The organism is Mesorhizobium sp. W067, from assembly GCF_054719525.1.
The window spans coordinates 5,740,926-5,755,904 of sequence record NZ_JBTTII010000001.1; the positions used below are offsets into that span (position 1 = coordinate 5,740,926).

Annotated in this window: 12 protein-coding genes; 4 read left to right on the forward strand and 8 right to left on the reverse strand. The window is 62.9% G+C overall.

The annotated features are described in order from the left end of the window. Entirely contained in the window at nucleotides 1–1,827 is a 1,827-nt protein-coding gene (locus ACYG97_RS27915; RefSeq protein WP_023732400.1) for an alanine racemase, read from the forward strand. Here the strand turns inward: ACYG97_RS27915 and ACYG97_RS27920 are convergent, their stop codons facing one another. The 7 genes from ACYG97_RS27920 to ACYG97_RS27950 all read right to left on the reverse strand — a co-directional run bounded on the left by ACYG97_RS27920 (nucleotide 1,828) and on the right by ACYG97_RS27950 (nucleotide 8,957). Further along, the gene (locus tag ACYG97_RS27920) at nucleotides 1,828–3,204 is read right to left on the reverse strand and encodes an FGGY-family carbohydrate kinase (protein ID WP_023732399.1); all 1,377 of its coding nucleotides are present in this window, start codon (nucleotides 3,202–3,204) and stop codon (nucleotides 1,828–1,830) included. After that, entirely contained in the window at nucleotides 3,201–3,518 is a 318-nt protein-coding gene (gene rhaM / locus ACYG97_RS27925) for an L-rhamnose mutarotase (RefSeq protein WP_023681927.1), read from the reverse strand. Before rhaM ends, ACYG97_RS27920 begins: the two co-directional genes overlap by 4 nt. After that, nucleotides 3,518–4,513 carry an ABC transporter permease gene (locus ACYG97_RS27930; RefSeq protein WP_023699530.1) on the reverse strand — a complete coding sequence of 332 codons (996 nt, stop codon included), beginning with the start codon at nucleotides 4,511–4,513 and terminating at the stop codon, nucleotides 3,518–3,520. Before ACYG97_RS27930 ends, rhaM begins: the two co-directional genes overlap by 1 nt. Beyond that, entirely contained in the window at nucleotides 4,510–5,487 is a 978-nt protein-coding gene (locus tag ACYG97_RS27935) for an ABC transporter permease (RefSeq protein ID WP_023699531.1), read from the reverse strand. Before ACYG97_RS27935 ends, ACYG97_RS27930 begins: the two co-directional genes overlap by 4 nt. Further along, a complete protein-coding gene (locus ACYG97_RS27940; protein ID WP_023732398.1) occupies nucleotides 5,484–7,025 on the reverse strand; it encodes a sugar ABC transporter ATP-binding protein in 1,542 nt (513 codons plus the stop codon). The genes ACYG97_RS27935 and ACYG97_RS27940 overlap by 4 nt, the downstream gene beginning before the upstream one ends. Before the next feature lie 84 nt (nucleotides 7,026–7,109). Then, nucleotides 7,110–8,105: a rhamnose ABC transporter substrate-binding protein gene (gene rhaS, locus ACYG97_RS27945; protein WP_023669661.1), complete on the reverse strand. Its 996-nt coding sequence runs from the start codon at nucleotides 8,103–8,105 to the stop codon at nucleotides 7,110–7,112. 48 nt (nucleotides 8,106–8,153) lie between these two features. Then, complete coding sequence (locus tag ACYG97_RS27950) at nucleotides 8,154–8,957, reverse strand: DeoR/GlpR family DNA-binding transcription regulator (protein WP_023669662.1); 804 nt, start codon at nucleotides 8,955–8,957, stop codon at nucleotides 8,154–8,156. Between the two features lie 183 nt (nucleotides 8,958–9,140). Here ACYG97_RS27950 and ACYG97_RS27955 point away from each other — a divergent pair, with 183 nt between their 5' ends. From ACYG97_RS27955 to ggt, 3 genes are all read left to right on the forward strand, one after another. Further along, nucleotides 9,141–11,243 carry a bifunctional rhamnulose-1-phosphate aldolase/short-chain dehydrogenase gene (locus tag ACYG97_RS27955; RefSeq protein WP_023732397.1) on the forward strand — a complete coding sequence of 701 codons (2,103 nt, stop codon included), beginning with the start codon at nucleotides 9,141–9,143 and terminating at the stop codon, nucleotides 11,241–11,243. Nucleotides 11,244–11,350: 107 nt separating this feature from the next. Further along, a complete protein-coding gene (rhaI, locus tag ACYG97_RS27960; RefSeq protein WP_023669664.1) occupies nucleotides 11,351–12,643 on the forward strand; it encodes an L-rhamnose catabolism isomerase in 1,293 nt (430 codons plus the stop codon). A gap of 138 nt (nucleotides 12,644–12,781) precedes the next feature. Then, nucleotides 12,782–14,521: a gamma-glutamyltransferase gene (gene ggt / locus ACYG97_RS27965; protein WP_023711389.1), complete on the forward strand. Its 1,740-nt coding sequence runs from the start codon at nucleotides 12,782–12,784 to the stop codon at nucleotides 14,519–14,521. Between the two features lie 17 nt (nucleotides 14,522–14,538). Here ggt and ACYG97_RS27970 read toward each other — a convergent pair whose 3' ends face one another. Further along, on the reverse strand, nucleotides 14,539–14,886 hold the full coding sequence (locus tag ACYG97_RS27970; protein WP_032885862.1) for a hypothetical protein: 348 nt from the start codon (nucleotides 14,884–14,886) through the stop codon (nucleotides 14,539–14,541). Nucleotides 14,887–14,979 lie beyond the last annotated feature (93 nt).

The window sequence follows — 14,979 nt, forward strand, 5'->3', positions numbered from 1 at the left end:
ATGTCGGGACCGCAAGTCGCTATCGACCTTGGCCGCATCGAGCGCAACGCCCGCACCATCGTCGAACGCTGCGCATTGTCTGATATCAAGGTATTCGGTGTCACCAAGGGCACATGCGGCATGCCGCAGGTGGCGCGGGCCATGCTGCGCGGCGGTGTTGCCGGCATCGCGGAATCGCGTTTTGAGAACATTCGGCGGCTGCGCGACAGCGGCATCAATGCGCCGGTCATGCTGCTGCGCAGCCCGCCCATGGCGCGCGTCGAGGAGGTCGTGCGCACCGTCGACATCAGCCTGCAGTCGGAACTGACCACCATCCGCGAGATATCGCGCATTGCCGAGCGCATGGGCCGCGTCCACGATATCATGCTGATGATCGATCTCGGCGATCTCCGCGAAGGCATCTGGCCAAGCGACCTGATCCCCACCGTCGAGCAGATCCTGGAATTCAAGGGCGTGCGCATCGCCGGCATCGGCACCAATCTCGGCTGCTTCGGCGCCATAATGCCGACGCCGGAGAACCTTGGCCAACTCGTCGCCCATGCCTACAAGACCGAGCGCCTGTCCGGCAAAAGCCTCGACTTCATTTCCGGCGGCGCCTCGTCGTCGCTGACGCTGCTGCTCGAAGGCAAGCTGCCGCCCGGCATCAACAATCTGCGCGTGGGCGAGGCGATCCTGCAAGGCGGTGTCGAAACCTTTCGCGACGTGCCGTGGCCCGAACTCGAACCCGATGCCTGCCGGCTGACCAGCGACATCATCGAGGTCAAACTCAAGCCTTCGCGGCCGATCGGCACATCCGGCTACGACGCCTTCGGCAACCAGCCGGTCTTCGCCGACGAGGGCGACCGGCTGCGCGCCATCGCCAATATAGGCCGCGAGGACGTGCTGGTCGAAGGGCTGACGCCGATCGCCAAGGGAGTGAGGGTGCTCGGCGCTTCCAGCGACCATCTGCTGCTCGATGTGCAGGATGCCGATCCGCGACCTACCGTCGGCGACCGTGTCGCCTTCCGCATGAAGTATGGCGCCATGCTTCTGGCGATGACCTCGGAATATGTCGAGAAGGCGCCGATGCACGACGTCGCGGATTTCTCCGGCCGCAAGATGGTGTCGATCTCGGCCGAACCGGAAGCCGGCGGGATTATCGCCCGCGAGGGAACCGGCGCGCGTCTGGAGGCGATGAATTTCGACGTGGTCGAACTCGCCGACGTCGAGCGGCCGCCCTCGGGCTTGATCCGGCTCGCTGCCGGCGCCGATCGCCGTATCGCCCACAAGGCGCTGACCGCAACGGCGCGCGCGACGCATTCCTTCGGCCTGATCTGGATCGATTCCATCGCCGCCCTGATGCCCGAGGACGAGGAGGCCAAAGACATGCCTGAAGTCTCGGTGCTGGCCCGCGCGCTCGGCCTCGATCACAAGCCCTGCGCACTGCAGCCGCAGCTGTCGCCGGAAAATGTCGTCATCGTCGGCCTGCGCCATGCCGATCCGGCGGAGGCAAGGGTGCTCAAGGATTCGCGTGTCTCGGCCTTCACCATGACCGACATCGACGCCATGGGCATGCGCGACCTCATGCACGAGGCGATCCGCATCGCCACCTCGGGCACGCAAGGCTTCCATCTCAGCTATTCGCCGACGGCGACCGAATTTACCGGCTGGGCTGCGGGCTCGGGCGGGCTGACGGTGCGCGAGACGCATCAGGCAATGGAGGCGATCTCGCTGTCCGGCGGTCTGCTGTCGATGGATGTTTCCGGGCTGACCGCCGGTCTGGAGCCGCGGATCGGCGCCGACGCCGTCAACTTCGTCATGTCGGCCTTTGGCAAGCGGATTTTGTGATCAGCCTTGCGCGTCGACTGCCGCGCGCCACGCGGTGACATAGGCCGCCCAGACCGGGTCGGTCTGCGGCTCAATTCTTTCGCCCTTGCCGTGCGTCACTGACTGATGGGATGCGAGCAGTGCCGCGCCGATGCTGGTGCCGGTGGCCGCCTCGGAGGCGATGACGATGCGCGCGGTCGCTGCCGCCAGCATGCCGACAAAGAGCCGGTTGCGGGCAAACGGTCCTTCCACGGTGGTCGGGCCGTCGGCGCCGATCAGCTCAAGGCAGGTCGCCGTCATCAGCGCCAGATAGAAGGAGATGGCGGCGAACCGCTCGCCTTTGCTGATGCCCTCGGCACCAAGCCATGCCGCGGCATGGTGCGGGAACGGTCCCGATCCCTGCTGGGTAGAAGGCAAAAGCAGCATCTTTTTTGTCAGAACGGCCAGCACCTCGCTGCCGCTGCAGTCCTGCGGCTTGTCCTTGGTCAGCTGGGAAAACTCACGGCCACCCATGAAACGCGCCGAGGGCACGGGGTCGCCCAGCGCGCTGACATTGACCAGCGTGTCGCGCGCAGCATCGAGCGCAATCTCTCTGCCGCCGACCGCCATCGATACCACCCAGGTGCCGGTCGAGACGACCGAGAAGGGCGGCTCGTCGGACAGAAGATGCGGCAATAGGGAGGCGTTGGAATCGTGCAGTCCGCAGAAAACCGGGGTCTGCGGATCGAGCCCGGTGCGCGCGGCAAGCGCCGGCAGGATCGGGCCGAGCTGGTCCCTGGCCGGCCGCACGGGCGCCATCAGCCTGCGCCAATCCAGTCTGTCGACCATCGAGGAAAAGTCCGCCTCCCAAGGGCTCCACAGATCGGTGTGGCAGCCGAGCGAGGTCACCTCGTTGGCGGCAACGCCGGTCAGGCGCAAGGCCCAGTATTGCGGATACATCAGCATCGCGGCGACCCTGGCGAACTCGACCGTAAAACGCTTCTGCTGCCAGAATAACTGCGCGCCGAGATTGAGACCGACCGGCAGGCGCGGTGTACCGGTTTCGGCGAAGGGCGGACGAACAGCATCATACTCAGCCGCCAACCTGTCGGGGCCATCGAACTCATAGTCTAGGACAGGCAGCACCAGCTCGCCCGAGGCGTCGACCAGCACGCCGGTCGCACCATGCGTGGTGATCGAAATCGCGTCGATACGCTGTTCGCGGTCGAGGCTGGCAAGGCTGTTGAGGATAAACGTCCACAGCGCCTCGACATCGTGATGCGGATAGGGCGCTTGTCGCAGCGGCGCGTTCGCCATGCGGCGCAACCCCACCTCGCTCAGCGTGACGAGATCGACCAGCGCCACCTTGGCGTTGGTCTTGCCGATGTCGATGACGGCGATGTGGCGCAGCGCACTCATGCCATATGGAACATTGTTTCCAGGGGGATGGCCACCGGTTGGTTGTCCGGCCTGGTCTCCATGATGTCGGCCATGTGCGCCCACCAGCGCTGCATCACCGGATGCTTCGGCAGGTCGGCCATGCCATGGTCGTCCCGCCGCCACAGCACGCCGAACAGGATGTTGGTGTCTTCATCGAGATGGATCGAATAATCGGCGACGCCGGCCTCTCTCAGCAGCGCCACCAGCGACGGCCAGATCTCATCGTGGCGCTTTTTGTACTCGGCTTTCATGCCGGGTTTGAGCTGCATCTTGAAGGCGTATTTCTCAGGCATCAGCTGTTACCACGCAGCTGTCGCCAGACGATCGGCAGCGCGATGACGAAGATCAAGAGCAGGCCGATGAAGATCGACATGACGATGCCGGGCACGTTGAGCAGGCCGAGGCCGAAGGTCACCAGCCCCATGATAAAGGCGGCGAGCACGACGCCAACAATGCTGCCGGAGCCGCCCAGAATGCTGACGCCGCCCAGCACCACCATGGTGATGACCTCAAGCTCGTAGCCCTGCGCGATGGACGGCCGCGTCGAGCCGAGCCGCGAGGTGATCAGCACCGAGGCGATGCCCGCCATCAGTCCGGTCATGCAAAACAGGATGAATTTGATGCGGCCGACGCGAACGCCGGAAAACTGTGCCGCGACCGGATTGTTGCCGATGGCAAAGACACGGCGGCCGAAGCTGGTGCGATGCAGCAGGAACCAGTAGGCGACGGCCGCGAGGAGGAAGAGCACCAGTTCGAACGACACCACCCACCAGACGTAACCCTGGCCCAAGAAAGCAAAACTCTCGGGATAGCCTTTGTAGGCCTGATCGCCCAGGATGATGAAGGCGATGCCGCGAAACAGGCTCATCGTGCCGATGGTGACGACGATGGAGGGCAGGCCGAGCCTTGTCACCAGGAGCCCGTTGAAGGCGCCGCAACCGAGCCCGACGACGATGCCGATAGCCACCAGCACCGGCGTGTCGGCGCCGGCCTGCACAGCCATGCCCATCATGGTCGAGGCGAGCGCTATGATGGCGGCGACCGACAGGTCGATCTCGCCCGAAATGATCAGCAGCGCCATCGCGAAGGCGATCAGGCCTTTCTCGGTGAAATTGAAAGTCAGATCCGACAGGGAGTAGGCGTCGAGGAAATAGGGCGAGGCGAAACTGTTGATGGCGAAGATGGCGACCGCCACGACGACCAGCAGCGCCTCCCAGGAAAAGATCGCCGAGGAGAGCGGCTTGTCGAGCCGGTCGGGAATGTGGCGCGGGGCGGGGGTGTCGGTCATGCCGCTTCCGCTTTCCTCAGGATAATCCGCCCCTGCTGACGTTCGCCACGCGCGTTGAGCACGACGGCCAGGATGATGGCGCTGCCTGAAATCGCCATCTGCCAGAAGGGCGAGATGTTGATGACGGGCAGCGCGTTGGAAATGATGCCGAGGAACAGCGCCCCTAACACCGCGCCCCCGACCGAGCCGATGCCGCCGGCAATCGAAATGCCGCCGATGACGCAGGCGGCGATGATGTTGAGTTCATAGCCGTTGGCGACCTCGACCGAGGCGATGACATAACGAGAAATCCAGAGATAACCGGCGAGCCCGCCGATCATGCCGGAAATGCAGAAGACGATGAATTTGGTTCGGCCGACATCGATGCCGGCATAGACCGACGCCGTCGGGTTGACGCCGATGGCATAGATCGAACGGCCAAGCGCGGTTCGCGTCATCACCACGAAGAACAGCGCGATGACCAGTATGGCGATCCAGGACAGAACCGGAATGCCCAGGAAAGCTGCGCGCTGGAAGCCGATGAACTCAGGGCTCATCTTGTCGGCGTTGACCCATGCGCCGCCGGACAGGACGAAGGTGGCGCCGCGATAGATGGTGAGCGTGCCCAATGTCACCACGATCGAAGGGATGTTCAGCCGCCACACCAGCAGGCCGTTGATGGCGCCGAGCACCAGTCCGACGGCCAGCGCAATGACGATCAGCAGCGGGATCGGGATCGCCGGATGCGCGGCGTTCAGCATCGCCACCACCATGCCGGTGAAGCACAGGTTGGAGGCCATCGACAGGTCGATCGAGCGGGTCAGGATGACGACCATCTGTCCCAGCGCCAGGATCATCAGGATCGAGGTGTCGTTGAACACCTGGGCGAGATTGCCGGGGTCGGCAAAGGCCGGGAAGCGCGTCGAGATCAGAGCAATCAAAGCGACGATCGCCGCTGCCAGCCAGATCTCGCGGAATTTCAGGAGAGCCTTCATGCCGCGATCCCCGCTGCCGTCCGGACCAGCGTTTCGGCGTCCAGCCCCTTATTATCGTAGACCGCCGCAACCAGCCCTTCGCGCATGACGACGACGCGGTCGGACATGCCCAGAATCTCCGGCAGTTCCGACGACACCATGATCACCGACAGGCCCTGCGCGACGAGCTCGGCCATGAAGCCGTGGACGGCGGCCTTGGAGCCGATGTCGATGCCCTTGGTCGGCTCATCCAGGATGATCACCTTGGGCGCCGTCGCCAGCCATTTGGCGATGACGATCTTCTGTTGGTTGCCGCCCGACAGCGTGCCGACATCCTGGCTGAGCGAGGAGGCCCTGAGGTCAAGCCGCTCGGTGTAGGAGCGGGCGAGCGCGAATTCTTCCGACAATCGCAGCAGGCCGGATTTGGAGGTGCGCTTCAGCGAAGGCAGCGAGACATTCTGGAAGATCGGCAGGCCGATCACCACGCCCAGCTTGCCGCGCTCTTCCGGCACATAGACGATGCCGGCTTCGATGGAATCCGCCGCCGATTTCGGCGTGATCGTCTTGCCTTCCAGCGTGATCGTTCCACCCGATATGCGGGTGATGCCCGATATCGCCTGCATCACCTCTGACCGCCCGGCGCCGACAAGGCCGTAGAAACCGAGGATCTCGCCCTTGTGCAGTTCGAAGCCGATGTCGTTGAATTCGGTCGGGTGCGAAAGGCCAGCGACCGACAGCACCGGCGCGCCGATCTCGGCCTTGCGTTGCGGAAAGATGTGATCGACCGAGCGGCCGACCATCATGCGCACGATCTGGCTCTGGCCGGTATCCTTGATAAGGCCCTCGCCAACCATCTCGCCGTCGCGGAACACGGTGTAGCGATCGGCGATCCGATAGATCTCGTCGAACTTGTGGCTGATGAACAGGATCGCCTTGCCTTCCTCCTTGAGGAATTCGATCAGCAGGAAAAGCTCCTCGATCTCCTTCATCGAAAGGGCTGCGGTCGGCTCATCCATGATGACGATCTGCGCATCGATCGACATCGCGCGAGCAACCGCTACCAGATGCTTGTTGGCGATGCCGAGGTCTTTCAGCCGCGCATCGGCGTTGATATGGCCGGCATGCATGGTGTCGAGCACTTCGCGCGCGTGTTTTCGCATGGTGCGCCAGTCGATGGTGCCTAGCCGCGTGCGCGGCGCATGGCCGAGAAAAATGTTTTCGGCGACGCTCAGATCGTCGAACAGCACGGTTTCCTGATGAATGGCGGTGACGCCGTGGCCGAAGGCGGCATGCGCGCTGGGCAGGGTGACGGCCTGGCCGTCAATGCTGATCGTGCCGGCGTCGGGCTGGTAGATGCCGGTCATGATCTTGACCAGCGTCGACTTGCCGGCACCGTTTTCACCGATCAGCGCCGTAACCTGGCCGGGGTAAAGCGACAGGCTGACATTGTGCAGCGCGCGCACGCCGGGAAAGCTTTTGGAGACGCCGGACAGCGTCAGGCGCGGGGCAGGACCCGTGGGCTCCTCCTTCGCAATGCCGTGCTGGGCTGTCGTGTCCATATCCGTATCAAGCCCTGAAACAAGGTCCGTTTAAAGTCGCGGCGGGATTTTGGTCCCGCCGCGCTTGGTCCGAGACGTCCGAGATCAATAGATCTTGGAGAACTTTTCGATGTTGGACTTGTCGAACTGGAAGGGCGGAGCCATCGCAGCCGAGTTGCTGTCATCGAGCGTGACCTTGCCGACGCGGCCGATCGACAGCGTTGCGCCCGGCTTTGCCTCTTCCTTCTTCACCGCCAGATCATGAGCGAGGTAGACGGCGGAATAGCCGAGGTCGATCGGATTCCAGAGGGCAACCGCCTGGCTGGAACCGTTGTCGATGAACTTCTTGAACTCCGACGGCAGCGCCAGACCCGTGACATTGACCTTGCCGATCAGGTTCGCGTCGGTGACGACCTGGGCAGCGGCAACGACGCCGACGGTGGTCGGCGCGATGATCGCCTTGAGGTTCGGATAGGATTTCAGCAGGCCCTTGGCTTCGTCGGTGCTCTTGGCCGAATCGTCATCGCCGTAGACGGTGGCGACGAGTTTGATCTTGGGGAATTTCTCCGGCAGGATCTTCTTGGCCGCGTCGATCCAGGCGTTCTGGTTGGTCGCGGTCGACGAAGCCGACAGAATGGCGACTTCGCCGCCTTCCGGCAGATAGTCGGCGGCCAGCTTGATGATGGTCTCGCCGATCAGGCCGGTGTCGGACGGGTTGAGATGCAGCTGGCGGCCTTCCTTGGCGACGCCCGAATCCCACGAGATGACGGTGATGCCGCGCTCCATGGCCTTCTTCAGCACCGGCACCAGCGCGTCGGCGTCATTGGCCGAAATCGCAATGGCGTTGACCTTCTGCGCGATCAGCGAATTGACCACTTCGATCTGCGCTTCGGCGGTCGCCTTGGTCGGGCCGGTGTAGATGATGTCGACATCGCCGAGTTCCTTGGCCGCCTCTTCGGCGCCCTTGTTGGCGGCGTCGAAGAAGCCGTTGCCGAGCGACTTCACCACCAGCGCGATCTTGACGTTCTCGGCATAGGCGGCATTCACGAACATGGCGGCCGAGAACGCGGCCGTCACCATCAATTTCTTCAGAAAGCTCATCGTATTTCCTCCCTTGAGCGTTGCATTCCATCGTCGCTGCGGTTGGCCTCAGGCCTGCAGCGAGGATTCTTCCTTTGCCGACTTGCGGGCGACGATCAGCGTCACACCCGCGGCCTCCAGCATGTTGGCTTCGCGATCCTCGATGCCGTCATCGGTGATGACGGTGGCGATGCGCTTGAGCCCGCACAGGATCAGGCTCGAGCGCTGGCGGAATTTCGATGAGTCGACCAGCACCACCAGTTCGTCGGCCTGGTCGATCAGTTTCTGCTCCGCCTGGATCAGCAGCGGGTCGCCTTCCATCAGGCCAAGCGGCCCGAGCCCTTGAGCGCCCATGAACATGCGGCGCGCGTAGAAATTGCGCGTCACGTCATTGTCGAAGGGCGAGAGGATGATGTTCTGCTCGCGGTAGATGGTGCCGCCCGACAGCATGACGGTGTTCTTCGAATGCTTGAGCAGGTGCTCGGCGATGGGGAACGAATTGGTGAAGATCGGCATGCGGCGTCCGGTCAGGAAATGCACCATCTGGAAGGTGGTGGTGCCGCCATTGATGATGATCGGTTCGCCGTCCTTGCACAGCTCCACCGCTTCGCGCGCAATCGCGCGCTTCTGCGAAGCGTTAAGCGTTTCGTTGACGGAAAAGGGCCGGCCGGCGAGGCCGATGAACTGCGGTGGCGAGATCGCCTCGGCGCCGCCACGCACGCGACGCAGGCGCTTTTGCACATGAAGAGCCGCGATATCGCGCCGGATCGTCGCCTCGGAGGAGTCCGTCAGGTCGACCATCTCCTGCACCGTCACCACAGGCTTTTCCTGGACGGCGGACAGAATGATCCTGTGGCGCTCTTTTTCGTGCATGGTTCCTCCCTGCATGGTCATGAGGCACTAGAAAACCACCAGTGTCAATCATTTCCGCTCATATAATTTCATTGTGCAGTGCAATATGATCGATCTTGATCGTTTATGATTGACAACCGAGATGCTTGCGTAGACATTTCCGGCAAAATGGACCGCGCCTTTTGCGTCCCAGGGAGGATAATCATGCTCGACAAGCGCTCCGGCTCGCGCCTTGCCAACCTTTGGGACGATGCTAAAGCCAAGGGGCTGAGCGAGCCTGAGCTTCTGGTCTATCGCTCCAACACGCTCGGCTCCGACAAGCGTGTCACCAATTATGGCGGCGGCAACACCTCGTCCAAGATCCGGCAGAAGGACCCGCTCTCTGGCGCCGAAGTCGAAGTGCTATGGGTCAAGGGCTCGGGCGGCGACAGCGCCTCGATCAAGCTGGACGGTTTCGCCACGCTTTACATGGACAAACTGCAGGCGCTGAAAGGCCTTTATCGCGGCGTCGCGCATGAGGACGACATGGTGGGCTATCTTCCCCACTGCACCTTCAATCTCAACCCGCGCGCGGCCTCGATCGACACGCCGCTGCACGCCTATGTGCCGAAGCCGTTCGTCGATCACATGCATCCCGATGCCATTATCGCGATTGCCGCGGCCAAGGATTCCAAGGCGTTGACCAAGGAGATATTCGGTGACGCCATCGGCTGGCTGCCGTGGAAGCGGCCGGGCTTCGAACTTGGCCTCTGGCTGGAGAAATTCTGCGTCGAACACCCCGAGGCCAAGGGCGTCATCCTCGAAAGCCACGGCTTGTTCACCTGGGGCGACACACCAAAGGAGTGCTATGAGACGACGATCTCGGTCATCAACCAGGCGATCGAATGGTTCGAGCGCCGCTCCGAGGGTCTCGCCATCTTCGGCGGCGAAGTCGTCAAATCGCTAGACGCCGCTGAGCGCCGCGCCATCGCGGCGAGACTGATGCCGAGGATCCGCGGCCTGATTTCGGAGAAGAGCCACAAGCTCGGCCATTTCGACGATTCCGCCGCCGTGCTCGAATTCGTCAACTCCAGGGATTTGCGCCCGCTGGCGGCACTCGGTACCTCATGCCCGGATCATTTCCTGCGCACAAAAATCCGCCCGCTGGTTATCGAGTTCGACCCAGCGAAGCCCGACGTCGAAGCCGTGATTGCGCGCCTCGCCGACGATATTGCTGAGTACCGTGTCGGCTACCAGGCCTATTACGACAGCTGCAAGCATCCGGACTCGCCCCCGATCCGTGACCCCAACGCCGTGGTCTACCTGATGCCCGGCGTCGGCATGTTCACCTTCGCCGGCGACAAGGCCACCGCCCGCATCTCTGGCGAATTCTACGTCAACGCCATCAACGTCATGCGCGGGGCCTCGACCGTTTCGTCCTATGTCGGCCTGCCGGCGCAGGAGGCCTTCGACATCGAATACTGGCTGCTCGAGGATTTGAAGCTGCAGCGCATGCCGAAGCCGAAGTCGCTCGCCGGCCAAATCGCGCTGGTCACCGGCGGCGCCGGCGGCATCGGCCGCGCCACCGCCAATCGCCTGCTGCGCGAAGGCGCCTGCGTCGTGCTGGCCGATATCGACGAGACCGCACTTGCCAACGCCAACGACGAACTGGCGAAAGCCTATGGCAAGGACTTCGTCCGGCCGGTGCTGATCAACGTCACCGCGGAGGAGCAGGTGATTTCCGGCTTCGCCCAGACAGCCGTCGAGTTCGGCGGCATTGATATTCTCGTCTCCAACGCAGGCCTCGCCTCCTCGGCGCCGATCGAGGAGACGACGCTGGCGCTGTGGAACAAGAACATGGACATATTGTCGACCGGCTATTTCCTGGTCTCGCGCGAAGCCTTCCGGCTGTTCCGGGCCCAGAAGATCGGCGGCAATGTCGTCTTCGTCGCCTCCAAGAACGGTCTTGCCGCGTCACCCAATGCCGCCGCCTATTGCACCGCCAAGGCGGCCGAAATCCATCTCGCCCGCTGCCTGGCGCTGGAAGGCGCGGAAGCCCAGATCCGGGTCAACGTCGTCAATCCGGACGCCGTGCTGCGCGGTTCGAAGATCTGGACCGGCGAGTGGAAGGAACAGCGCGCCGCCGCCTACAAGATGTCGACCGACGATCTGGAAGAACACTACCGCTCGCGCTCGATGCTGAAGCGCTCGGTGTTTCCCGAAGACATCGCCGAAGCGATCTATTTCCTGGCGTCCGACATGTCGGCCAAATCCACCGGCAACATCATCAACGTCGACGCCGGCAACGCGCAGAGCTTTACGCGCTGAGTTAAGGGCGGAGCGCTTCTCTTCTCCCCGTCACTATACGGGGAGAAGGTGGCCCGAAGGGCCGGATGAAGGGCAGCGCTGACTGAACGCATTGGGAGGAATAGCACTTGTCCGAAACCATCATCGCCGCCGATCTCGTCTCCAGCCACAACGCCCAGCGCAAACCCGACCTCGAGCGCGACTACGCGTCGCTCGGCGAACGCCTCGACCGCCGCGGCATCGCCATCGATGCCATCCGCGACAAGGTCGAGAAATTCGCCGTCGCCATTCCGTCCTGGGGCGTCGGAACAGGCGGCACGCGGTTTGCCCGCTTTCCCGGCGCCGGCGAGCCGCGCGACATTTTCGACAAGATCGAGGACTGCGCCGTCATCAGCCAACTGACACAGGCGACGCCGACCGTCTCGCTGCATATACCGTGGGACAAGGCCGATCCGAACCGGCTGAAGCAGGCGGCCTCGCGCTTCGGCCTCGGCTTCGACGCCATGAATTCCAACACCTTCTCGGATGCCAGGGACCAAAAACTGTCCTACAAGTTCGGGTCGCTGTCGCATGCCGATGCCGGCACGCGCCGCCAGGCGGTCGAGCACAATCTGGAATGCATCGAGATCGGCAAGACGCTGGGGTCCAGGGCGCTAACAGTGTGGATCGGCGACGGCTCGAATTTCCCCGGCCAGGTCAATTTCGCCAAAGCCTTCGAGCGCTATCTCGACGCGATGAAGGAGATCTATGCCGGACTGCCCGCCGACTGGAAACTGTTCACCGAACACAAAATGTACGAGCCGGCTTTCTACTCCACGGTCGTGCAGGACTGGGGCACCAACTACCTCATATCCAAGGAGCTGGGCGACAAGGCCTACTGCCTGGTCGACCTCGGCCACCATGCGCCCAACGTCAACATCGAGATGATCGTGTCGCGGCTGATCCAGTTCAAGAAACTCGGCGGCTTCCACTTCAACGATTCCAAATATGGCGACGACGATCTCGATGCCGGCTCGATCGATCCCTATCGGCTGTTCCTGGTCTTCAACGAACTGGTCGATGCCGAGCTGTCCGGCGCCGAGGGTTTCGATCCCGCCCACATGCTCGACCAGAGCCACAACGTCACCGATCCGATCGAAAGCCTGATGCTGTCGGCGGTCGAGGTGCAGCGCGCCTATGCGCAGGCGCTGCTGGTCGACCGCAAGGCGCTCGAGGGTTTCCAAGACGGCAATGATGCGCTGATGGCGACGCAGACGCTGAAAGCTGCCTACCGCACCGATGTTGAGCCGATCCTTGCCATGGCGCGGCTGAACACAGGCGGCGCCATCGATCCAGTCGCCGCATATCGCGCGGCGGGCTACCGGGCGAAGGTCGCGGCGGAACGGCCGGCGGTTGTGGGCGGTTCAGGCGGGATTGTTTGAGATTGGCTAATCTCCACCACAGGGGGGAGATCAGCTTGCCTCTGCCGGCAGGCGAACATCAATATGTGTTCGCTCATATTGATGATGGACTCGGCCGCTCCATGTAGCTCTTCTAGGCACCGCACTTGGAGCACCGCCATGCCCTTGACCCGCCGGACGCTGATTGGCGTCACCCTTTCGCTCGCAATTGCGCTCGCGCCATCCGGCGCGCTCCATGCCGCCTCGCCACAACCGGCGAAGGGCGAGCACGGCATGGTCGTCACCGCCCAGCATCTGGCGTCGGAAGCCGGCGTCGAGGTGCTGAAGAAGGGCGGCAATGCCGTCGATGCGGCGGTCGCCGTCGGCTATGCGCTCGCCGTCGTCTACCCTAATGCCGGCAATATCGGCGGTGGCGGGTTCATGACCATCCGCTTCAAGGACGGCAAATCGACCTTCCTCGATTTCCGCGAGCGCGCGCCGCTGGCGGCAACCAAGACCATGTATCTCGACAAGGACGGCAATCCGGTGAAGGGCGCCAGCCTTGATGGCTACCTTGCGGTCGGCGTACCGGGTTCCGTGGCAGGGTTCGAGATGGCTCGTGAAAAATATGGCACGCTGCCACGCCAGGATTTGATGGCGCCGGCAATTGCCTATGCCAAGGATGGCTTCATCCTCGACCAGGGCGACGCTGCTTCATTCGCGAGCAATGCCGCACGGCTGGCGAAGGACCCTGCCGCCGCCGCCATCTTCCTGAAGCCGGACGGCAAACCCTATGGCGCCGGCGAGCGTCTCCTCCAGCCCGATCTTGCAGCCTCGCTCGCCGCCATCTCCGAAAAAGGCGCCGACGCCTTCTACAAAGGCGCCATCGCCGACGCCATCGTCAAGGCGAGCGGCGCCAAGGGCGGCATTCTGGCCAACTCAGACTTCGAGCAATATAAGGTACGCGAGCTGCAACCGGTGAGCTGCACCTATCGGGGCTATGAGATCACGTCCTCGCCGCCGCCAAGCTCCGGCGGCGTCATCATCTGCGAAATCCTCAACGTGCTGGAGGGCTACCCGCTGTCCTATCTCGGCGCCGGCTCGGCCGAGACGGTGCATGTCATGGTCGAGGCGATGCGTTACGCCTATGTGGACCGCAACTCGGCGCTCGGCGATCCAGATTTCGTCGACAATCCGGTCTCGAAACTGCTCGACAAGGGTTACGCCAAGGAGATCCGCGACAAGATCGACCCGTTCCGCGCCGGCGTCTCGCAGGATTTGATGCCGAAGGGCTTCGGCGAGTCAAAGGAAACGACGCACTATTCGATCATCGACGATGACGGCAATGCGGTCGCGGTCACTTATACGCTGAACGGCTCGTTCGGCGCCGGCGTGGTCGCGGACGGCACCGGCATCCTGCTCAACAACGAGATGGATGATTTCACCCAGAAGCCTGGCGTGCCCAACCTCTACGGTCTCGTGCAGGGAGAGGCCAATGCCATCCAGCCGAAGAAGACCCCGCTGTCATCGATGAGCCCGACTATCGTCGCCAAGGACGGCAAGCCGTTCATGGTTATCGGCAGCCCCGGCGGCTCGCGCATCATCACCATCACGCTGGAAGCCATCGTCAACGTCATCGACCACGGCATGAACATCCAGGAGGCGATCGACGCATCGCGCATCCACCATCAATGGCTGCCCGACACGATCTATGTCGAACCCTTCGGCCTGTCGCCCGACACTGAAAAACTGCTGGCCGGCATGGGCTACCACCTCGATCTCGCGGATTCTACCTGGGGGCAGGCGGCCGGCATTCTTGTCGGCGGCAAGAGCCTGGCGGAAATCGAGAAGGGCGGCGGCGCCCGTTACAACGGCGCCATCGACAGCCGCGCCGCATCCGGCGAGGCGATTGGCTACTGATCAAAACAAGAGATTGATCAGAGGACGAGCGTAAGCGTCGACCCGACGAGCATCAGCGCCGCGATCACGACGAACGCCGCGTAGATGCGGGGACGGTCGAGGAGCAGCGCATTGCCCGATATCCAGGCCGCGGTTGCGCCGCCAAGCGCAAACAGGAAGCCGTTCCGGTGACCAAAGGTCATGGAAGCGGCCATCAGCCCGCCAATGATCAGCGCGCCGAAGACGATGATCACGGCAACGGCGTATTTCTCGAAGTCGTTGCCGCCGCCCATGGCCGGGCCGATCGCGTTCAAATTCGTCAGATCGTCCGGATCGAACGGGTTGGTCGATCCATATTCATCTTGACCGACAGGTTCTCGCATCATTCATTCTCCGCTGACCGGCAACAAATCATCAACATCTGCCGAGCGCAACCGGATCGCGCCGTGCCAAAGGCCGCCGATGCGGTCTTCAACACT